This is a genomic window from Spirosoma fluviale, assembly GCF_900230225.1.
Classification (GTDB): domain Bacteria; phylum Bacteroidota; class Bacteroidia; order Cytophagales; family Spirosomataceae; genus Spirosoma; species Spirosoma fluviale.
The window spans coordinates 178,787-199,757 of the sequence record NZ_OCNH01000002.1; the positions used below are offsets into that span (position 1 = coordinate 178,787).

The 20,971-nt window shown below is 46.3% G+C and carries 19 protein-coding genes; 10 read left to right on the forward strand and 9 right to left on the reverse strand.

From position 1 onward, the window contains the following. Positions 1-64 precede the first annotated feature (64 nt). A complete protein-coding gene (gene purD / locus CRO74_RS11635; protein WP_097127076.1) occupies positions 65-1,351 on the forward strand; it encodes a phosphoribosylamine--glycine ligase in 1,287 nt (428 codons plus the stop codon). A gap of 82 nt (positions 1,352-1,433) precedes the next feature. Continuing rightward, positions 1,434-2,630, forward strand: a complete 1,197-nt coding sequence (locus CRO74_RS11640; protein ID WP_245877825.1) for a PSP1 domain-containing protein — start codon at positions 1,434-1,436, stop codon at positions 2,628-2,630. A gap of 39 nt (positions 2,631-2,669) precedes the next feature. Here the strand turns inward: CRO74_RS11640 and CRO74_RS11645 are convergent, their stop codons facing one another. From CRO74_RS11645 to CRO74_RS11655, 3 genes are read right to left on the reverse strand one after another with little or no spacing between them, the layout of a single operon-like run. Beyond that, a complete protein-coding gene (locus tag CRO74_RS11645; RefSeq protein ID WP_097126240.1) occupies positions 2,670-3,629 on the reverse strand; it encodes a hypothetical protein in 960 nt (319 codons plus the stop codon). Positions 3,630-3,638: 9 nt separating this feature from the next. Continuing rightward, positions 3,639-5,189, reverse strand: coding sequence for a M56 family metallopeptidase (locus CRO74_RS11650; protein WP_097126241.1), 1,551 nt, complete (start codon positions 5,187-5,189; stop codon positions 3,639-3,641). 5 nt (positions 5,190-5,194) lie between these two features. Then, the gene (locus tag CRO74_RS11655) at positions 5,195-5,554 is read right to left on the reverse strand and encodes a BlaI/MecI/CopY family transcriptional regulator (RefSeq protein ID WP_012930420.1); all 360 of its coding nucleotides are present in this window, start codon (positions 5,552-5,554) and stop codon (positions 5,195-5,197) included. Positions 5,555-5,665: 111 nt separating this feature from the next. On the opposite strand from CRO74_RS11655, the gene CRO74_RS11660 reads away from it, so the two are divergent. The 3 genes from CRO74_RS11660 (at position 5,666) to CRO74_RS11670 (ending at position 8,795) form a co-directional block, all read left to right on the forward strand. After that, on the forward strand, positions 5,666-6,142 hold the full coding sequence (locus tag CRO74_RS11660; protein WP_097126242.1) for a gliding motility lipoprotein GldH: 477 nt from the start codon (positions 5,666-5,668) through the stop codon (positions 6,140-6,142). A 17-nt stretch (positions 6,143-6,159) separates the two neighbouring features. Continuing rightward, complete coding sequence (locus tag CRO74_RS11665; RefSeq protein WP_097126243.1) at positions 6,160-6,798, forward strand: phosphatase PAP2 family protein; 639 nt, start codon at positions 6,160-6,162, stop codon at positions 6,796-6,798. A 104-nt stretch (positions 6,799-6,902) separates the two neighbouring features. Continuing rightward, positions 6,903-8,795 carry an amidophosphoribosyltransferase gene (locus CRO74_RS11670; RefSeq protein WP_097126244.1) on the forward strand — a complete coding sequence of 631 codons (1,893 nt, stop codon included), beginning with the start codon at positions 6,903-6,905 and terminating at the stop codon, positions 8,793-8,795. A 94-nt stretch (positions 8,796-8,889) separates the two neighbouring features. On the opposite strand, the gene CRO74_RS11675 is transcribed toward CRO74_RS11670, so the two are convergent. Further along, entirely contained in the window at positions 8,890-10,158 is a 1,269-nt protein-coding gene (locus CRO74_RS11675; RefSeq protein WP_245877826.1) for a vanadium-dependent haloperoxidase, read from the reverse strand. Between the two features lie 320 nt (positions 10,159-10,478). On the opposite strand from CRO74_RS11675, the gene dnaG reads away from it, so the two are divergent. After that, the gene (gene dnaG, locus CRO74_RS11680) at positions 10,479-12,578 is read left to right on the forward strand and encodes a DNA primase (protein WP_097126246.1); all 2,100 of its coding nucleotides are present in this window, start codon (positions 10,479-10,481) and stop codon (positions 12,576-12,578) included. A gap of 66 nt (positions 12,579-12,644) precedes the next feature. Here dnaG and CRO74_RS11685 read toward each other — a convergent pair whose 3' ends face one another. Then, positions 12,645-13,196, reverse strand: a complete 552-nt coding sequence (locus CRO74_RS11685) for a hypothetical protein (RefSeq protein ID WP_245877827.1) — start codon at positions 13,194-13,196, stop codon at positions 12,645-12,647. Between the two features lie 61 nt (positions 13,197-13,257). Between CRO74_RS11685 and CRO74_RS11690 the strand changes: the two genes are divergently transcribed. Then, positions 13,258-13,953 carry a LuxR C-terminal-related transcriptional regulator gene (locus CRO74_RS11690; protein ID WP_097126247.1) on the forward strand — a complete coding sequence of 232 codons (696 nt, stop codon included), beginning with the start codon at positions 13,258-13,260 and terminating at the stop codon, positions 13,951-13,953. On the opposite strand, the gene CRO74_RS11695 is transcribed toward CRO74_RS11690, so the two are convergent. Continuing rightward, on the reverse strand, positions 13,937-14,959 hold the full coding sequence (locus CRO74_RS11695; protein ID WP_097126248.1) for a LytTR family DNA-binding domain-containing protein: 1,023 nt from the start codon (positions 14,957-14,959) through the stop codon (positions 13,937-13,939). The genes CRO74_RS11690 and CRO74_RS11695 overlap by 17 nt on opposite strands. 158 nt (positions 14,960-15,117) lie before the next feature. Between CRO74_RS11695 and CRO74_RS31540 the strand changes: the two genes are divergently transcribed. Both CRO74_RS31540 and CRO74_RS11700 read left to right on the forward strand, forming a co-directional pair. Further along, entirely contained in the window at positions 15,118-15,282 is a 165-nt protein-coding gene (locus CRO74_RS31540) for a hypothetical protein (protein ID WP_179830176.1), read from the forward strand. 12 nt (positions 15,283-15,294) lie between these two features. Then, complete coding sequence (locus CRO74_RS11700; protein ID WP_097126249.1) at positions 15,295-16,410, forward strand: lysophospholipid acyltransferase family protein; 1,116 nt, start codon at positions 15,295-15,297, stop codon at positions 16,408-16,410. A gap of 90 nt (positions 16,411-16,500) precedes the next feature. On the opposite strand, the gene CRO74_RS11705 is transcribed toward CRO74_RS11700, so the two are convergent. From CRO74_RS11705 to CRO74_RS11715, 3 genes are all read right to left on the reverse strand, one after another. After that, a complete protein-coding gene (locus tag CRO74_RS11705) occupies positions 16,501-18,063 on the reverse strand; it encodes an Rne/Rng family ribonuclease (RefSeq protein ID WP_179830177.1) in 1,563 nt (520 codons plus the stop codon). A gap of 375 nt (positions 18,064-18,438) precedes the next feature. Further along, the gene (locus tag CRO74_RS11710; RefSeq protein ID WP_097126250.1) at positions 18,439-19,323 is read right to left on the reverse strand and encodes a tetratricopeptide repeat protein; all 885 of its coding nucleotides are present in this window, start codon (positions 19,321-19,323) and stop codon (positions 18,439-18,441) included. A 55-nt stretch (positions 19,324-19,378) separates the two neighbouring features. Then, positions 19,379-19,681: an HU family DNA-binding protein gene (locus CRO74_RS11715; RefSeq protein ID WP_012930434.1), complete on the reverse strand. Its 303-nt coding sequence runs from the start codon at positions 19,679-19,681 to the stop codon at positions 19,379-19,381. A gap of 141 nt (positions 19,682-19,822) precedes the next feature. Between CRO74_RS11715 and mutY the strand changes: the two genes are divergently transcribed. Then, on the forward strand, positions 19,823-20,911 hold the full coding sequence (mutY, locus tag CRO74_RS11720; RefSeq protein ID WP_097126251.1) for an A/G-specific adenine glycosylase: 1,089 nt from the start codon (positions 19,823-19,825) through the stop codon (positions 20,909-20,911). Positions 20,912-20,971: the final 60 nt, after the last annotated feature.

A 20,971-nucleotide genomic window follows, 5' to 3' on the forward strand; every position in this document is an offset into this window, starting at 1 on the left:
GAATGATGATCAGGGTAACCTAATTCATTATTCATCATTTATTATTTATCATTCATCATTATTTATGAATATACTAATACTTGGATCGGGGGGGCGAGAACATGCTTTTGCCTGGAAACTAGCGCAGAGTCCATTATGTGATACATTATTTGTAGCGCCGGGTAATGCCGGAACAGCACAGGTGGCTACAAATCTGCCAATAAGCTACAATGATTTTCCGGCCGTTGCTCAGGCCATTCGGGATAAAGAAATCAACCTGTTGATCGTTGGCCCCGAGGAGCCGCTGGTAAAGGGTATTGTTGACTTTTTGCGCAAACAACCCGATTTAGTCAGCCTTGGTATTGTTGGCCCTGATGCACAGGGCGCCCAACTGGAAGGCAGTAAAGACTTTTCCAAGCAATTCATGCTTCGGTATGGCATACCAACGGCCGCTTCACAAACTTTTACAGTCGATACACTTCAGGAAGGACTTAATTACCTGGAAAAACATGCACTCCCTATTGTTATTAAAGCCGATGGACTGGCGGCCGGGAAGGGCGTTATCATTGCCGAAACAGTAGCGGAAGCTCAAACGGCAATGCGGGATATGCTCGATGGGCAAAAGTTCGGAGCAGCGGGCAGTAAAGTCGTTGTGGAGCAGTTTCTGCGAGGCATTGAGCTGTCGGTTTTTGTGCTGACCGATGGCGTTAATTATAAAATTTTACCTGAAGCCAAGGACTACAAACGCATTGGCGAGGGAGATACCGGACCCAATACAGGTGGTATGGGCGCTGTATCGCCGGTAGTTTTTGCGAGTAAATCCTTTTTACAAAAGGTAGAAGATAAAGTCGTGAAGCCAACGCTGGCTGGGTTACAGCAGGAAGGTATTAATTATCAAGGCTTTATCTTCGTTGGTTTGATGAAAGTAAACGGAGAGCCCTACGTGATCGAGTACAATGCACGCATGGGCGACCCTGAAACGGAAGTCGTGTTACCCCGAATTCAAAGTGATTTTGCCGAACTGATGCAAGCTACGGCCACCGGTGAACTGGACAAACTTACCGTTCAGGTATCGCCACAAACGGCCGTAACAACCATGCTGGTATCGGGTGGGTATCCCGGTGATTATGTAACCGGTAAAATCATTTCGGATTTAGAACGTTTAGAAGATGTAATGGCGTTTCATGCAGGAACGCTGGAAAAAAACGGTCACGTGTTGACCAATGGTGGACGGGTGCTGGCGATTACCGCCCAGGCCAATTCGCTTGAAAACGCTGTCAGGAAGTCGCAGGAAGCGGCCCGGATAGTACAATTTGACGGAAAACAGTACCGTAAAGACATCGGGCTCGACCTGATTCGGTACTCCGACTAACTGATTTGCGAATAAAACGGTATGATTCAGGCACTATTGCCATCGTACATAGTAATTCGCAGGTCGTAAATTATATATATACATGTCCTGCAAATCTTGTGCAACCGGCGGGTGTGGAACCCAACGTGGCGCATCTGATGGCGAGAAAACAGCCACTAAAGGATGCGGTAGCGGAGGGTGTAGCACTGGAGGCTGCAATAAACTGAATTCGTTCGACTGGTTGAGTGACATCGCCATGCCGGGCCAACGATACGATGTAGTTGAGGTTAAATTTAAGGGTGGACGGAAAGAATATTACCGGAATGTTCACCTGCTCGATTTAACTACGGGCGATTATGTGGTGGTCGAAATGCAATCGGGCTTTCACATCGGCGCGGTGTCCCTTCAGGGGGAACTGGTTCGGTTACAGGTGAAAAAACGGGCCGTTAAAATCAATGACGACACCAAAGTTATTCATCGGATCGCTACGCCAAAAGATATGGAACGGCACGAACAGGCCGTTCTGCGGGATTTACCCGCTTTGTACCGCTCCCGCGAAATTGCCCGCGAGCTAAAACTGAATATGAAATTGTCGGACGTTGAATTTCAGTCCGATAATACGAAAGCGACATTCTATTATTCGTCTGAAGAGCGGGTCGATTTCCGTGAATTGATCAAGATGCTGGCCGGTGAGTTCAAGGCGCGTATTGAAATGCGGCAGATCAGCCTCCGTCAGGAAGCGGGTCGTTTGGGGGGTATTGGCTCCTGCGGGCGCGAACTTTGCTGCTCGACCTGGCTAACCGATTTCAAAAACATCGCTACCTCAGCAGCCCGCTACCAGAATCTGTCGCTGAATCCGGCTAAGTTATCGGGCCAGTGCGGTCGGTTGAAGTGCTGCCTGAACTACGAACTGGATACGTACATGGATGCGCTTCGGGATATTCCAACGATTGAAAAACCGCTGGAAACCCAAAAAGGACGCGCTTACCTGCAGAAGACCGATATTTTTCGAAAGCTCATGTGGTTTGGCTACAGCGCCGAAAGTACCTGGCATCCATTGCCGATTATCCGGGTACTGGAAATCGTTGAACTGAACAAAAAGGGCGTTATCCCTGAGTCGTTCGAGGTGTTGACTCCCATTGGAGAGAAGGAGCCGACTACGGCGGCAACTCTTAATAGCGATCTACAAAAGCTTGACGCCAAGTACACGACTCGGACACCGACCAAAAAGAAAAAGAAGAAGTCGAGAGGACCGGAGGGCGGTGCGCCAAGACCGGCCCAGAACGGTAAAGTCAATTAACTATTAAACCCCGGCCTGCAAAGTCGGGGTTTATTGTTTCTAAAAATCACCGGTATAAAACGGGCTGAAAACGTAGTAGCTACTGTCACGTTTGGCGCGCTTGGGCGTCGTTTCAATGTGTAGTTCAAAACGTGGAGAGGGAGAGTCGGCACGGAACCACTCGTAATAGGGCCGTTCTTTTGTGTAAAGCCGGGCTACCTCCCGAACATGAACGGTCTTTACATCGGCTGGTGTAACAGGCAGGTTGTTGATAAAGACCTCCACCGTAGTCTTATATTCATCATAGATCCGCAAATGCTCATCTTTAGTTCGTTCAACAAGGGCATTTTTGTTGTGGAAAAAGGTGGCTTCGAGCAGTTGGTTCATATTGAATGAAAAGGTCTCTCCTAACGGATGCTTCGACAAAGCGGCTGCCTGTAGCAAGGTGAAAAACTGTTTGCGGTAGACGTTAAAAACAACAGGTGAGGGACTGGTTTGGATCAGAATCTGATACGGCTTCGCCTGATTATCGGCATAAGCCATGTTTTCCCACTGGTGCATGATAAACAATTCGCTCACGAACTCCGGCGAGAGCTTTTCCAGAGCTTCAACGGATGCTTCTTGCCCGTCGATGTAGATTGCCGATTCGTACTTATAATCATCAGGCAGCAAAAAACGGTCATCTTTAAGCTGTAAGATAATTGGTTGGCTGCGCACCACCTCCGTACCGATTTTAGTCTGAAACAGAGCCAAGTGACGGTACCATGTCTTTTTATCTTCCAGTTCAACAACGAGCGCCCGCGTTGGACTGGTAGCCGCCAGCGTTTTTTTGCTCAGCGCCTGACCCGGTATATGAACCTGTTCCCGAACTTTGTGCTGGCACGCCAATATCATGCCGCCCATCAGCACGATCCAAAGGGCATAGCGCCACCATGCCCACGGCCCCGAGGGTTGGCTATTGATCATGCCAACCCGCTGGCGCAAAGTCGGACCGCTGAACTGGTTGGTGAAGGAATACATACAGGCAGTTTATTTATTAGGCTTATCAACATAAAAAAGCAAATATGTTATTCCCGAACGTTTGTTCGTAGCTGAATCGTACCCCAAGATTGAAACAACTGTATAAAGCTGATTTATCTTCCATTGCCGGATAGTCTCAGGCGTAGCCGGCTGGTTATTAATGAAAAGTTTTACAAAGTCGACCGCATTGTCTACAGATAATGAACTATCGGCATTGATTGATAAATGACTCTTGGGGGTAGCCTGCTTTTTGACTTCTTCTTTATCAAATCGTCGGAAGCCAATTCCTAGATAGCCATATTTCCGTTGTCCTTCCAATACCAAGCTCTCCATTTTTTTATCATCAGCTTGTGCATCGGTTAGTATCTCACTTTCATGATCTGTCGGTTCCTGGATAGTTGATTTTATCAGGTCGTTTTTCAAAGTAGCCTGAATCGAATTTGAAGCTGATAGAGGTTTCTCAGAACTAGCTGTCACATTAGCCAGAGCATCTGCCTCCATCTGTCGGTTTTTTTCAACGCTCAGCTTAGTCGTAGTTATTATAGCAGCGTGTACGAGTGCTTTTGATGACTGTTTTACCCTCGGCAGAACATCCGAAACTGGTTTAGCTATGTGTTTTGTCAATTCTTTTAGCTGGGGCCGCGCAAAAGCAGAAGCTACAGTTAAGGCCGCCAGTATAAGAACAGGGTATTTGAGCCAGCTTAATTGGGTAGATTTAGATCGGTTGAGCATACTAATCCGGGATTTGAGTTGCGACCTGTTGAAATGGTTTGTAATAGCCGATTGCCCACCGGCCAAACTCACTTTCAATAAATTATATTGATACAGTTTCGCATCGACTCCCTCCGCCAGTACAGCTCGGTCGGCGCTGAACTCAAGCGTCTGCTGAAGCAATTTTCGGAACAGATAAGCCGCCGGATTGTACCAGAAGATGATACAGACAAGCTCGGCCCCGATCATATCGAAGCTATGCCGTTCGCGCACATGAACCCGTTCGTGTCGCAGAATCTGATCTAATTCGTCGGGTGTGTGCTGGCCCGGATTAACAAATACCCAACTAAAAAAGGAGAAAGGGGACGGAATGTTGGCACCTTGTACCAGGGTAAAGTCGGTATAAGGTTCCTGTATAGATTTCCGGATAAGTTTTCGGAGAGATAATAACTGACTAACGAACCGCATAAGCAGCAACAGGACGCCAAGAAAATAAAACAGAATCAGCCCGTTTTGCCATGACCAGACAAATCGCTGCTGTTGTGCCTGAAAAGCCCGATAAGTCTTCAGGTTGGGAAAGGTAATCGTTACGTCGGGGAAAGGTGCGTACGGCTCAGAAAGTACTTTGGGTACAATAACCTGAGCCGTACGCTGCATAGCCGAGCGAACCGGCTGCGGACGCCAGTCGGGAAGGTCGATCAGTGGGAGGATAACCGCGCTGGCCAGACCCAGCCACAAAGCCAGTCGATTGGCACTAAAAAAGGTTTCCCGCCGGAGCAGTAGATAGAAGGCAACACTCACAACGGCCAGTAAACCATTGACCAACACGACGTAGCGTAGGGTTTCCATTTTCTTTATTTCTTCTCAATCATCGCCAGTATTTCCCGGAGTTCATCGGCCGAAATCTTTTCATTCTGCGCAAAGTAGCTTACCAGGTTTTTGTATGAGTTATCAAAGTATTCGTCGACTACTTTTTTCAGTACAAATCGGTTCTGGTAGGCTTCTTTGCTGATGATTGGGTAGTACTCATGGGTATTGCCATACGCTTTATGGCCGATGTACCCCTTTTCTTCGAGGTTACGCACAATAGTGGACACCGTATTGTAGTGCAGGGGCGGGTTCGTAAACTGAGGTACCATGTCTTTTACATACCCTTGCTCCATCTTCCAGAGCACCTGCATCACTTCTTCTTCTTTAGCTGTTAACTTTTCCATATAACAAAGCTAGAACTATTTTTATCGTTTGCAAACTAAGTAAGTAGTTTTTTGGCGTTTGAAAAGCCAGCCGCCCCGTTGTAGATTTGTGTACTATTTTGAGGTAGGTCTATGAAACAATTGGGATTGGTATTACTCGTGGCGTTACTGGTCGGCAGCTGCGATACAAACGCAGTTTATAAAGAATACACCGATATTGAGGATGGAAAGTGGTACATCAAAAATGCACCTTCGTTTACCTTCGAAATCACCGATACATCGGTTCCTTACAACATTTATTACAACCTCCGCAACAGCCTGTCCTACAGCTATTACAATCTTTACCTGACCCGCTACCTGCGCGATGCGAGTGGTAAAGAACTGGAATCCCGTCTGGATGAGTTAATCCTGATGGACCCTAAAACGGGAAAACCCAATGGCGATGGTCTGGGCGATCTCTTCGACCATAAGTTCCTGATGAAGCGCAATTACCGTTTTCCGAAACCCGGTAAATACACCATGCAATTGAAACAGTACATGCGTCAAGACCCGTTGCTCAACATCATGAGTGTGGGCATTACGGTCGAAAAAGCCGCTCCTTCTCATTAAACCGACTTGTGCTGCTAATGGTAATTAATTTTTTGTGTAAAAACAGGCTCTTTTTTCTTCCCTATGCTTTCCTGCTGCTGCTATTTGGTGTTCTGCAACTGATTTATTCTCAGGAGCAACTGATGCAATGGGTTAATACGCGCAATAGCCCGGCGGCCGACGCCCTTTTTCCGTACATCACGTACTTGGGCGATGGCGTATTTTTTGCTGCGGTTTGTCTGCTTCTCGTTTTTTTAAACAGGCGCATTGGGTTAATGGCCTTTGCCAGTTTTGCGCTGTCGTCCCTAACCTCCGAGTTTTTAAAGAAGGTTGTTTTTAAGGGTTCGCCCCGTCCTCTAAAATATTTTGAACATTCCAGCTTTCAATATCACCTCATCGAAGGCCTTGATATCTTCAGCTATAACAGCTTTCCATCGGGCCACACCATTACGGCCTTTGCTCTGTTTAGCCTGATGGCGTTTCTGGATGAAAATAAGAAAAGAGGCTGGGTTTGGTTGCTTTTAGGCCTTCTGGCGGGATATTCGCGGGTTTATCTGTTCCAGCATTTTGTCGAGGATGTTTTCGTGGGTTCAATGGTTGGCACTATTTCATCGGTTATTATATTTCGATTACTGTGCGGCTGGGCGACAAAAACGAAGGCACCCGGCGACGAATAGCCTGCCTTTTTTGACTACTTTTGTTTAGGGCTCTGCCGAACCATTGCCAAAGCTGAGCCGTTACCTCAATATTACCAAATCAACGTGCATCGACAAACTCCCTCATGAGCGACGCCATCAAACATGAGTGCGGTATTGCCCTTATCCGGCTGCGCAAACCGTACCAATATTACATTGACAAGTACGGTACAGCGCTCTACGGCGCTAACAAACTCTACCTGCTAATGGAAAAGCAGGTCAACCGTGGCCAGGACGGTGCCGGCATTGCCAACATCAAACTTGATGTACCCGCCGGGCACCGCTATATTAGCCGCTACCGCTCCGTCGATCAACGACCCGTAACGGACATCTTCGAGAAGGTTAACAAGAAATTTCGTAAGGCGCTTAAAGGCAACAAGGACAAAGCCAAAGACGCTAAATGGCTTCAGGAGAATATCGCCTTCACGGGCGAAGTCTGGATGGGTCACCTCCGCTACGGTACACACGGAGCTAACGAGATCGAAAATTGCCATCCCATGCTCCGGCAAAGCAACTGGCGAAGCCGGAATCTGGTCGTGGCGGGTAACTTCAACATGACGAATGTTGAAGAACTGTTCAATAAGCTCGTTTCGCTGGGCCAGCATCCGAAGGATAAGGTTGACACCGTAACGGTGATGGAAAAAATTGGTCACTTCCTGGATGAAGAAAACCAACGCGTATTCGAACGGTTCAAGGGCATTTACGAAAACCCTGATCTGTCGGATATTATTGAAGATAACATCGATTTACAGCGTGTTCTGCACCGTTCCTGCCGTGATTTTGACGGTGGCTACGCTATGGTTGGAATGACTGGCTCCGGGGCGGCATTCGTAGCCCGCGATCCGGCCGGCATTCGTCCCGCCTATTACTATGCTGATGACGAAGTTGTTGTAGTCGCGTCCGAAAAACCGGCTATCAAAACGGCTTTCAACGTTGATTATAGTGCTATACAGGAAGTAAAACCCGGTCATGCGCTCATCGTCGATAAGTACGGCGAGTACATGGAGCAGGAGTTCGTAAAACCCATTGAGAAGAAGTCATGCAGTTTTGAGCGAATCTACTTCTCGCGGGCTACCGATCCCGATATTTATAACGAACGCAAAACGCTGGGAAAACTGCTTATTCCGCAGATTCTCGAAGAGATAGATTACGACCTCGAAAACACAGTCTTCTCCTACATACCGAACACTGCCGAAACCGCTTTTTTTGGCATGGTGGAAGGACTGGAGGATTATCTGGCCAAACAACGTAAGAAAGCCATCATGGACGGTATTCTTTTCGAAGAGGAGCTGGATCGGGTGCTTTCATTCCGGCCACGGATTGAAAAACTGGTTGCCAAAGATGTAAAGCTACGCACCTTTATTGCCGACGACTCGCAGCGGGACGATATGGTATCGCATGTGTACGATACGACTTTCGAGGTGATCAAGAAAGGCAAGGATAATGTGGTTGTGGTCGACGACTCTATTGTTCGGGGCACCACTCTCGAGAAAAGTATTCTGCGGATGCTGGATCGACTCGGGCCTAAGAAAATCATCATTGTTTCCTCAGCTCCTCAGATTCGCTTTCCTGATTGCTACGGCATTGATATGTCGAAGTTCAAAGAGTTCATTGGTTTCCGGGCGGCACTTGAGCTACTTCGAGACCGTGGACAGGAGGATTTGCTGGAGGAAGTGTATGGCCAGTGTGTGGCCGCTATTGAATCGGGTAATGCCAGCAAGCAAAATTACGTTAAGGCCATTTTTGAGCCATTTACGCACGATGAATTGTCTCGTAAAGTAGCAGAAATCGTTACGCCTGCCGATCTGAAGGCTGAAGTTGCCGTTATTTATCAAACTGTCGAAAATCTTCACAAAGCCTGTCCGAATCATTCCGGCGACTGGTACTTTACCGGCGACTACCCAACTCCGGGTGGCAATAATGTTGTTAACAAGGCTTTTGTTAACTTCATGGAAGGGAAATTGGTAAGAGCCTACTAGGTTTTAGTTATAAGGTGAAGTGGGTGTAGTAAGTGAAAGCAGGTTATAGCCTATAACCCTTTCACTTACTACACCCACTTCACTTTAGAGCCATTTACTTTTGCCAGGCCAGTGCATTCACATTGGCCCCAATTTTCTTGCCTTCTGTCAAGCCTGTCTCGTTGTCCTGTTTTGTATGGATATTTCCATAGAAACGAGAATCGGCCGATTCCTGAGCTGCCTGCGTAAACGAGGTAAATGACCGCGCCTTAAACTCAACATTCCGGGTGGCATCTTTTACGCGGCTAACGTGCGAATTATCAACAAACGCAAAGTTTTCCCCATACAAAGCCGTTAACACAGTAGCTGCCGATGACGACTGAGTGGCGTGCCCGGATGGATAGCCGGGAAAAGGTGGCGCTGGCCAGAAGGGAATCCAGTTTGGGTCGATAGCCAGTCTAACGTACGTGTAAGGACGCATGTTATTGTAGGTGTACTTACAACGCCAGCAGAGTGTAAAGGCATCGGCAACGGCAATTCCTGTGCGTGCAAAAGTTTCAACCGCTTTCGCGAGATTAGCTTTGTCAGCTAATGCGGCAATCCGGGCAATGTTGTATGAGTGACCGGGAGGGGTAAACGTTTCAGCCGGGTTATCAGCCCACCAGACAGCAATTTCTTTTTCGGTCTGGGTCAGGCTTTTTGACTTGTTATAGACATCCATGTACTGGCCAAAGGTTGCCGATTTTGTATCTGTTGAGTACGGAAGGGGTTTAGGCATGGGCAGCTCATTATTGGCTTTCACGAACGTTCTGTTTTGACCCCAATAAGGTTGCATGGGTATCTTCTGCCCATTTTCGGTAGGCTGCCAAAGACCGGCACCTGTTGGCACACTGTAGCTGGCAGGAAAGTTTCGGCCATAGCCAGCGTCGCCCCCGTCGGACTTGGACCAGTCGAAAATTGCGCTAGCAATTTTCTTTCCAAACTCAATTGAACGTTGGTTAACTGTTTCGTCGGTGTCTTTAAATGCTGCTTGTAGTGCTGTTTCCAAAGAATCCAGAGTGGTCTTGTTGGCCGCACTTGTTGTTGGATAAAGGTTTCGGAGAATGGTTGCTTCGGCCGCGTTAGCACTTAACGCCCAGTTGTAAACTTTACCTGATTCTGCTTGTGGTAACGCAGTAAGTCCCTGAAGCTGGCCCACGAGTGATCTCCGGATTGTGACGCCTGGCACGACTGCTTCATAAAGAGTTAGACCAGCGTAACCATAGGCTCTGGCGGCCACTGGAGGGGTAAATCCGGCGGTTGTTTTCGTCAGTTTCAGTTGCAGAGCCGCCCATTGTGTGGCTACGTCACCCGTATATAAATCGGCCGTTTTGCCTAGTGGCATCAAGGGTTCCGGGTCTGTTGGCTGTACCCGGCAGGACTGTAATAGAAGTAAGACTATCAGGCTGAGCAGTAGACCCCACTGGTTATTTTTAAGTGCGATTGGGTAATAAAAGTCCCTGCTTTGGGAAGAGTAGAAAGAAGAAATCATAAATTCTTACGGCATAAGATGTACTACCAAATAATATGAGTCTGAGTCTCAATCAGAAATTAGCAAAAATGTTGCCAGATAGCTTAGTACGCTGACTTATCCCGGTGAGCCACGTAGACGAAAACTTAACTTTCGACGTACCTTTGATTAATAGACTAATCCATATTTATTCAATGCGTATCCCTGAAGAAACCGTCGAACGAATTCGCCAATCAGCCGACATTCTGGAGGTAATAAATGATTTCGTGTCGCTTAAGAAACGGGGTAGCAACTACATTGCCTGCTGCCCATTTCATAATGAGAAAACGCCGTCATTCAACGTTAACCCAACGCGGCAGATCTACAAATGCTTTGGTTGTGGGAAAGCGGGGGACTCCGTTCGTTTCATCATGGATATTGAAAATATCGGGTACGGCGAAGCCTTACGCTATCTGGCCAAGAAGTACGGTATTGAAATTGAAGAACAGGAGCAGACTCCTGAAGACCTGCTGCGGCAAAACGAACGTGAAAGTCTGTTGATCGTTCTAAATTTTGCCAAAACGTTTTTTCAGGAAACGCTCAAAACAACCGACGAAGGGAAAAGCATTGGTCTGAGTTATTTCCGGGAGCGTGGCTTTACAAACCCTACCATGGATGCCTTTGAACTGGGCTATACACTTGACCAGTGGGATGCGCTGCTGAAAGAAGGGTTACGCCGTGGCTATAGCCGGGATTTGCTTGAGAAAGCGGGTCTTATTCTAGTAAAGGAGGGTGCGACCGGGGGCGATAATAAAGTGTTTGACCGCTTCAGAGGGCGAGTTATGTTCCCGATCCATAACGTGTCGGGGCGGGTGATTGCCTTTGGGGCGAGGATTCTGAAAACCGATAAGAACCAACCAAAATACCTTAACTCGCCGGAAACGACGGTTTATCACAAAAGCCAGGTTCTGTATGGTATTTATCAGGCAAAACAGGCTATTCGGCAGGAGGATGTCTGTTACCTGACAGAAGGCTATACGGATGTGATCTCGCTTCACCAGGCTGGTATTAGAAACGTGGTCGCTTCGTCGGGAACCTCACTGACAACCGACCAAATTCGTCTGATTTCCCGCTTCACACCGAACGTTACTATTTTATACGATGGAGATGCGGCTGGTATCAAAGCGGCTCTGCGCGGGCTGGATATGGTGCTGGAGGAAGGATTAAACCTTAAACTTTTGCTCTTACCCGATGGGGAAGATCCAGATAGTTACGTGCATAAAATTGGTGCCGATGCCTTTAAGGCCTACATTCGGGAGCATTCTCAGGATTTTATCGACTTCAAAGCCAGTCGGTGGCTCACGGAAGCAGGCGACAATCCACTTAAACGGGCTGAAGGTATCTCTGATGTTTGTGTGAGTATTACCAAGATTCCGGATGCGCTTAAACGCCAGACGCTGTCTCAACGAGTAGCGCAGGTCTTTCACGTCAGCGAACAATCGGTCATATCCGAGATAAACCGACTGCTACGGAAGCAGCACGATCAAAGCAAAAAGGATTCCGAGCGCCAGCAGCGAACAGGCGATTCATCTGGCCGAAAGCCAGCAATGAGCCCCGGATCAGTACCCTCGGGTGAGCCTTCTCTCGATGACATAAATTCGTTGCTGGATGGCTTTACTCCCGAGCACCCCGATATGGATTTTCCGGCTGAAGCTGTTGCACCGGGTAAATTCTTCACGGACGAGCGCACAAAAGGCGTCAGAGCACCGTTATCTTATCAGGAGGAGGAATGTGTACGGTTGCTGATTAACTACGGCGTACGCGAACTGGAGCCAGGTATAACGCTGTGCCAATACGTGCTGAGTGAACTGCATGATATTGATTTTCAAACGTCTCCTTATGACCTTATTTTAACGCTCTTCAGGGAAGCGTACTCACGTGGGGATATCCTGACCGCCAGTAATTTTTTAAATCGTCGTTCTGAGGCATCAGAATGGCCGCGCGGTGCCGAAATACAAAATCAGGCAATTCACTTAACTACACCACGCTACGAGATCAGTGAAGGGTGGCTAAAGCACGAAATCTTCGTTCCGTCAGAAGAGGAGGTTGGGATTTTGGCCGATGCCGCTTACCGGAACATTCTACGTATTAAAAAACTACTGGCCGAACAACGTATGGCTACCTTGCAACAACTGCTCCGGGAGTCGGGTAACAAATCTCCGGAAGAAGCCGATCAGTTATTAACCGAGTTTATGCATTTTAAACGGATAGATATCGAAATATCGAGCCTGCTCGGAACTGTTATTTCGGGATAATGGTCATAAAAAAAGGCCCCGACTTATAAAGCGGAGCCAACCTTTATCAATAGGGAGGGGTGAACACTAAGCTTGAGCTACTGTAGAGACACCAAGTAACTCGGCATCAATTTTCCGATTCAATTCATCCAGCAAACTAGCGTGGGAGTGGAGTTGGCCTGACTTTGACAGTTGAGCCGACTTACCTGGTTTTGAACCGGACATATCCAGTAGTAAAGTCATCATAACATCGCCCATGTGCTGACGTAGTTCGATGAGTCGATTTAAGCGAGCCCGGTTTGCTGGTGTATGCCGACGGCCCATTGCCTGTAATGTAGTAATGATTCGATCCAATTTAGCGAAGCGATAATGAAATGCTTCCGTTGCCTGTGCCCACGCCAAAATGACTTTCTGGATCTCCTCTTCTGAGGCTTCGTAGCCAAACGATATTGCTGATTCTTCCTGATTCATCGCCCGATGGTCAAATATGTTTTTTGCAATTGGATAACCAAAAGTAGACCTGACTTTATGCTGAAAGCAAGCCGTTATGCGTGAAATCACCATTTTCCCGGACGAAATCACCCAAATAGTTTTATCTAATTGGTTGATTTCGTCCGGGAAAATGGTGATTTCAAACATTGAGTGTTACAGAATAGTATGCAACTGTGTTACATTGATCCATCTATACGTGAAGAATGTCATGAACCAATTCGTCAGTGATGAGGAGATCACTAAAAAATTCGCGATTCGCCGACGAGACTTTTCTATTCTCGTTGCGCAATCAGAACAGTTTAATTGTGAAGTACTGAGTCAGCTTTTAAAAGAGCAAGGCTACAACGTGGTAGGCCGCGCTGTGGAGATGGAGGATACACTCCAGCAAATTCGGGTTAAGCGCCCCCAATGCGTTATTCTGGAATCAGAGATTTCAGGGCAGCGTAGCTTCGATATCGTTGAGCAGATGCAGGAGTCGAATCAGCAGACTAAATTTATTTTATATACCCGCCATCCGGACCTGAAAGTAGTAGCCAATGCCATGAAGATTGGGTTCTTCGGCTTTTTGTACGCTACAGATGGATTGGATGAATTGTATCGGTGTTTTCAAACAGTGAGTAACGGGGGGTGCTACTACAGCAATGGCTTTATGAACTTACTCAAAAACTTCGGTTTGGAAGTAATTTCTGATAGAACGCGTGATGAACTCAGCCGATTAACGCAACGGGAACGTGAAGTCTTACGAATGATTGCTAATGGTAGTACAGCCAGTGAGATTGCCGAGAAATTAAACATCAGCTATCGAACAGCTGTAAATCATAAAGCACACATCGCAAAAAAACTAGAACTAAACAGTTGTCGCCAGTTACCAAAGTACAGTATTGCTGTCAAAAACTATCTGTAAATGTAGTTTCTAAAGGGTCTTTGCTGGAAAGGGGACGCTGATTGTTTTGAAGCCACTCTCTGAACTCCTGCATTCGGGCTCGGGGAACAATTATATCGTGTCCCTCAAGGGTGTTGAGTCTGACGATGTACTTGCCATTTTCCCAGTAAGCGTAATTTAATACCGCCTGCCGGTTAACAATATAATCACGTTTGATACGAAAGAACTGAGTGGGGTCTAGTTCCGCTTCAAGGTCATTTAGTGTCTTACTGATCAAATATCGCCCTTTGGCTAACTCAGCGTAATAAAATCGCTCCTCAATAGTAAAGTAATAAACATCGTTAACCGGGAAATCTAATTCACCAATTGAATTTTTTCCTTTTAAATAAGACAAGTATGGGGATGGAACAACTTGTTTAGGTGAAAAAGTGGCTGACAACGCCAGTGCTTCCTGAGCTACTTTGGCCGCTTCGGCCTCGGCTGCTTCAAGGGCTTCACGACGCTGTTTCAGATAATCCTGGAGCAGAGATATGTTAAGGGCTATATATCCCACCAGGAGAATTGGAAACAAATAGATAAAGTAGACCTTCCATCGAAACGTATCGACTATATACTTCTCCCAATAACCACTTAGTGAATAATCAGGAAAAAATACCAGGAGATAACGTGTGGTTTGGGTAACTGGGTTAAAAATCCAGAAAGCGATCAACAAAACTGGCAGGAACTGTAGCTGGTAATTTCCAATAGACCGCCAGTCATTTTCAATACTCCTCAGGTTGAGCCAACGATGGAAGAGATTAACAAGGGTTATGGTAATAAAAAGAGTAACCAGCTCAGGAATAAAAAACGAGCGCAGTAACAGGCTTACATAATGCAAATAGCCACCGGCTTCCTGCACTTTGTATGCCTTTATGTTATACCCAATAGACCAGGATAGAGCTTCGATCAGTAATACGATGCTCAGCAAAATCAATACGCCATTGATTGGTTTTCTTAGGAAGCCCCGCGTTAATTGAATTTCCTTCATGCTGTCTCCTTATTCAAAACTCCTACTAAGATAGTGGTAATAATTAACTAATTCCAAGCGCTAATTCGGACATTTTTCACCATTGATGACCCTTGATTAAGCCGGTAGCTTTGTATCAACAAAAAGGAACTACAAACACAAGCCAATCAATAATCATCATGAAAAAGCAATTCGCTATCAAACCAGCCCAAGTTGTAAAAGCAATCTCTAACTCAATTGCTAAGGCCGAATCAGCTAACGTTCTCAAATTCCTTGGCGACACTCCCCGTTGCTGCAGCGAATGGGATTTGGGGCCAAGTGGTAAAATAGTGGCCACCCGCTAATCTGTATATGCCATGCTAACAGCAAAGCAACTTTACAAACAAGAACTTGATTATTGCCGAGAACACTTCGAAAAGGTAGACCTTGCCAAAGAGCAAGGCTACCTCATGAAATTCACCACGTTCTCCGCCACAGTTGAAAATATTTTGCCGACAATTCCCCGACAGAAACATGCAACCATGTTCAGGGACCTATTGTTACAGCAAGTTTTCACGACCTTCGACCAGCAGTTTTTGAGTGCTGGCGATCTGGTAAAACTACGTGGCAGGCAGAAGGTAGGGAGTAAAGCAGAAGGCCCTCGCATTTATTGTACCTACCATCTCGGGTCTTATCGCTTACTCACGAGCGTACTTTTCCGGCAGGGAGTCGATTGTGTACTGCTCGTAGGTAGCAATATGAACCGAAGTCAGGGCGATGGCATGGCAGAACATATAGCAGGATTACGTAAAAAGCATGGTTTGACGAATGTATTTCGAGTCGTTGAGGCCGGTAGTCCGGCTGCAGGGTTAACCGTTCTTCGGGAGCTAAAAGCCGGTCGTTCACTTATTGTTTATGTAGATGGCAGTCCGGAAACCTTTCCTGAAGCTGGAGAAGAAGCACAATTTCTATCTGTACGGTTTGGACAACGACACATTTTAACCCGTAAAGGGGTTGGCTATCTATCTCATGCAACAGGAGTTCCCATCGTACCTGTTGTCAGTTATCGAGGTGCCGATCGTATGAACACGTTACATTTTTTAAAGTCGATTCGGCCAATTGTTCAAAGTGACCGGGAGATATATTGCCAGGAAGCTATGCAACAATTGTATGATGCATTCTGGCCTTTTTTGAACAAATATCCCGAACAATGGGAAGGGTGGAATTACATCCATCTATTTTTAGAACCTGAAAAGATAGAAAATAGGCTTTTCAGAGGGGCTGGATGCCAACCAATTTTTAACGAAGAACGATACTCGCTATGTGATCTTCAGCAGGCACCTATCCTCTTCGATAGACAGAATTACCAGACGTATGAAATAACCGAAGATTTACGAGACCTCCTCTTGAACTTGCATAAAGTAGAGTCTGTACAGGATATAGTTGGACAGGAGGTGTTCGGCGAGTTGTTAGATCTGGAAGTCCTTTGCTGATATAAGCTTACGTTTAAAAATTAACCCCCAAACCAGTTAACTGGTTTGGGGGTTAATTTTTAAACGGTATGGTAAAATTTTACTATACAATTAGGCATTATTACTAACTTCTATTTCATCTCCTGACTTATTGAAAAACTTAAAGTTAACAATACCTAAAGAGGTGTCCTTAACGATTTTAACCCACGTTTTGTACTTTACGTACCACTGCATCTGCTTTGAATAGATACCTTTGGTATAGTAAGCATATAAAAAGGGGTTCATTGAAATAGAAATGCCACGTTCGTTTTGCTTGGTTAGCATGTAATCGAGGTTGTTTTCAATAACATCGGTTACCAGAACGCTGGCTTGAATAGTACCGGTACCCCCGCAGGTTGGGCAGACCTCTCGAGTGACGATGTTCATTTCTGGCCTAACCCGCTGTCTCGTTATCTGCATCAGGCCAAACTTCGTTAGCGGAAGAATGGTAAACTTCGAACGCTCCGGCTTCATTTCATCGCGCATGATGTCTTGCAGAAGTTTCTTGTTCTCTGCTTTCTTCATGTCAATGAAATCAATGACGATAATACCACCCATATCGCGCAATCGAAGCTGACGGGCTATTTCTTTAGCAGCTTCGCGATTTACGCTAATGGCAGTTGCTTCCTGGTCTTCTTCTGAGTTTGATTTATTACCGCTATTGACGTCAATTACGTGCAATGCTTCGGTGTGTTCAATAATCAGATAGCCACCACCGGGTAAACTAACGGAACGACCAAACAACGATTTGAGTTGTTTTTCCAGACCCAATGCCTCAAAAACCTTGGTCTTGCCGGTATGGAGTTTAACGATTTTCTCCTTATCCGGGGCAATGGTATGAATGTAATCCCTGATTTCGTCGAACGATTCACGGGTATCAACGGTAATGCTCTCAAATGATTCATTGAGCATATCACGTAAAATAGACGAAGCCCGGTTCATTTCGCCCAAAATCCTGTCACGAGGTTTCGCTTCTGAAAGCGATTTAATTGCCTGATCCCATTTAGCCAGGGAATGTTGCAGATCCCGGTCGAGTTCTTCAACGTCTTTATCCTGCGCAACGGTACGAACAATTACACCAAAGTTTTTAGGCTTAAGCGACGACATCAGCCGCATGAGCCTTGAACGCTCAGCACGGTCGGTAATTTTTTTTGATAGGTTAACCCCATCCGAAAAGGGCACCAGGACTAGATAACGCCCGGCAATAGAAATGTCGCAGGAAAGGCGGGGACCTTTGGTCGAGATAGGTTCTTTGACTATCTGAACCAGAATGGGAGCGTTCTTTGTCAGTACCTTATCGATTTTCCCAATCTTATCGATAACCGGCTCCAACTGATTTTGGTTGAGCCGCCCGGTTGTGACGCGCTTGGCGATTACGTCTTTTACAAGCTTGTTGAGCGAATTGATATTCGGTCCCAAGTCCTGATAATGCAAAAAGCCATCTTTCTCATGCCCAACGTCCACAAAAGCAGCGTTGAGGCCTGAAGATAGTTTCTTGACTGTTCCTAAGTATAGATCGCCAACGGTAAAGCTGCTGTCTAACTCTTCTTCGTGATACTCCAGCAATCTCTTGTTCTGCAAGAGCGCAATCCGATCACCTTTCTGAGTCGAACTGATAACTAATTCATTACTCACAAGATGAATGTACGGTTAGAATGGCAATATAAAAAGAAAGAAGCCACGTTCGGACTTTACAGACCGGCCGAGGCTTCTATAATAAGTTTGTAGTTTGCAGTTTTCAGTTGAAGTTAGTTAATGCATTGGCTATAAGGCTATTGCACAGCGTTTAAACTACAAACCACAAACTACAAACTATTTTTTCTTGTGCCGGTTTTTTCTGAGCCGTTTTTTCCGCTTGTGTGTGGCAATTTTGTGCCGTTTCCGTTTCTTACCGCAAGGCATAGTTAAACAGTGTTTAATGGTTGAAAATACATGTCGACCGATCACCCGATCAGGCCCTTAAAATCAATGAATGATGTAGAATGAATACTAGTATAGATACTACATTATTCATTTCGAAAGCCGCTCTTCGTACTCTTGAACAGCCGCTAATATTTGCGGGTCTTTCTCCTGCTTTTTCACCTGAGCCAATACCTGTTTTGCTTCTGCTTTCTGACCGGCTTCTGCTAAACTGATACCCAGATAAAACTGTGCTTTCCGACTGGTAGGGTTATTCACCAGAATCTGCCGGAATCGCTCTATAGCCCGTTCGTACTGATTTGACCGCATGGATAACAAGCCCAAATTGAACAGAGCCAGTTCATTTGCCGGGTCCTGTTTCAATACTTCACGCAGCAGCATTATTCCCTGCATGGGCGTATCCGTATTAACATAGGTCATAGCCATGTTAGCCTTAGCCGACAGCAGATTCGGGTTTTTGGCCAGCGCCTGCTGATAAAACTCCCGGGTTTTCTGGCCTAAGAGAGCGGTTTTTTTATCATCTACCGCAAAGGTATACGCTTCGAAGTGTTCGTCGCCTGCACGTAGCAAGTTCCGCTCATTGGGTTGCGCCATTGCCACTAATCCCGCATAATGGGCCGCGCTGTCGTAGCGGGTCAGGTCACGAAAAAGGGCAATCAGTTTCTCTCCAATAGGTTCTTTCTGGGTTGGGCCTGCCGAAGCAAACTCAGTTTCCAGTGTTCGTAAGCGCTTTTGTTGCTCCGGCGATATGGGCTTCTCATGGATTACCGAGGCATCGGCTCCATTTTCTTTTCCTGTAACGTTAAGCGAATCGGCACCCGACTGCGCAACTGTGGGCGTTTGCGTCGCATGACCTCCCTCGCTGGATGCACTAAGCTGCTTATTGTCATTACGCACAACCACTTTCGGCAGGGAATACAACCCGGCCGTCAGGGCCGAAGCCAGTACGATAACAAACAACACAGATTTATTCATTGGGTAAAGTCGTCATGATGCAAACGCCCAGACTTGCTCTGGTTTCGTTAATTGATTACTCAGCTGCTACTTTAGCTTTGTCGCTGGTTTTCACCTGCTCAACAAATACTTTGGCGGGCTTAAAGCTCGGAATGAAGTGCTCGTCAATTACCATAGCGGTGTTTTTCGAGATATTCCGGGCTACTTTCTTAGCTCTTTTCTTATTGATGAAGCTGCCGAACCCTCTCACGTAAATGTTCTCTCCCTCGGCCAGCGAGTCTTTAACTACTGAAAAAAAAGTTTCCAGTGTGTTGGTCACTTCTGCCTTGTCAATTCCGGTCTTATCGGAGATCTCGGCAATTACATCTGCTTTCGTCACGACTTCTTAAACTTTAACGTTTACTGTATTGTTGAAAATTGGGCTCTCAAAAATGGGAGCACAAAGGTAGGGGTTTCCCATAAATTATAAAACCCTGTGCTTCCGTTTTTATAAGGTAACGTCTTATTTTTCCTGTTTATTTTGGATTGGCAATCAGACTCTAACGACATCGAAACCACTTTTGCTCCAACACTTGAGCAGTGGTACACAATCCACAAACGTGACCTTCCCTGGCGTCATACGGTTAATCCTTATTACATCTGGTTGTCTGAAATTATACTCCAGCAAACCCGTGTGGCCCAGGGTAGGCCGTATTATGAACGCTTTGTGGCAGCCTACCCGACCATCTCGGATATGGCTACTGCCGATGAACGTGAACTACTTCGTCTCTGGCAGGGACTAGGTTATTACTCACGGGCTCGGAATCTTCACCAGACTGCCCGCCACATAACGGAGAAATTGGCCGGTAAGTTTCCGGATACGTATCAGGACTTGTTGAAAATGAAGGGGATAGGCGCTTATACAGCCGCTGCTATTGCTTCTTTTGCCTTTGGAGAGCGTGTACCTGTTGTTGATGGAAACGTGTACCGGGTGCTGTCCAGGGTGTTTGGCATCACAGAAGACATTACTACAACAACGGCAAAAAAAACGTTTGCCACGCTAGCCATGCGGCTCATTCAGGCGTCAGTAGACCCGGCTACCTATAATCAGGCTATTATGGAGTTTGGGGCGATCCATTGCACACCCGTTGCACCCGACTGTTTACTGTGCCCTGTTCAGCAACAATGTGTTGCCTATTTAACTGGTCGTCAGCATCAATTACCCGTTAAATCAAAAAAGGCTCCGGTGCGGGAAAGATTCTTCAGTTATCTGGTTTTTCGGCAGAACGGACGTCTGGCACTTCACGAACGAGTGGATCGTGACATCTGGCAAAACCTGTATGATTTTCATTTGGTGGAAACCGATGAACCCAAAACTGCGTTGCGAGATATACCTTTAGCCGAACCCATCAGTAGTTTAGTAAACACGGGGAGGCTGCTCGATGCGCCAGTTGAAGCTGTACAGCTACTGTCCCATCAGCGAATACGGGCTACGTTTTTTCTGATTGAGTTGCCGGAAAAGGTAGTAGGCAGTTTGCCGATTGATTTACAGTGGTATTCAATGGATGAGATAAGTATACTACCTAAGCCCGTATTGATTACAAACTATTTGGCGAAACAGTTTGCATAAGCCGGTATATTTCAGTATCTTTAATCTTCTTTAACACTACCCATTTTCGTAGATAACCAA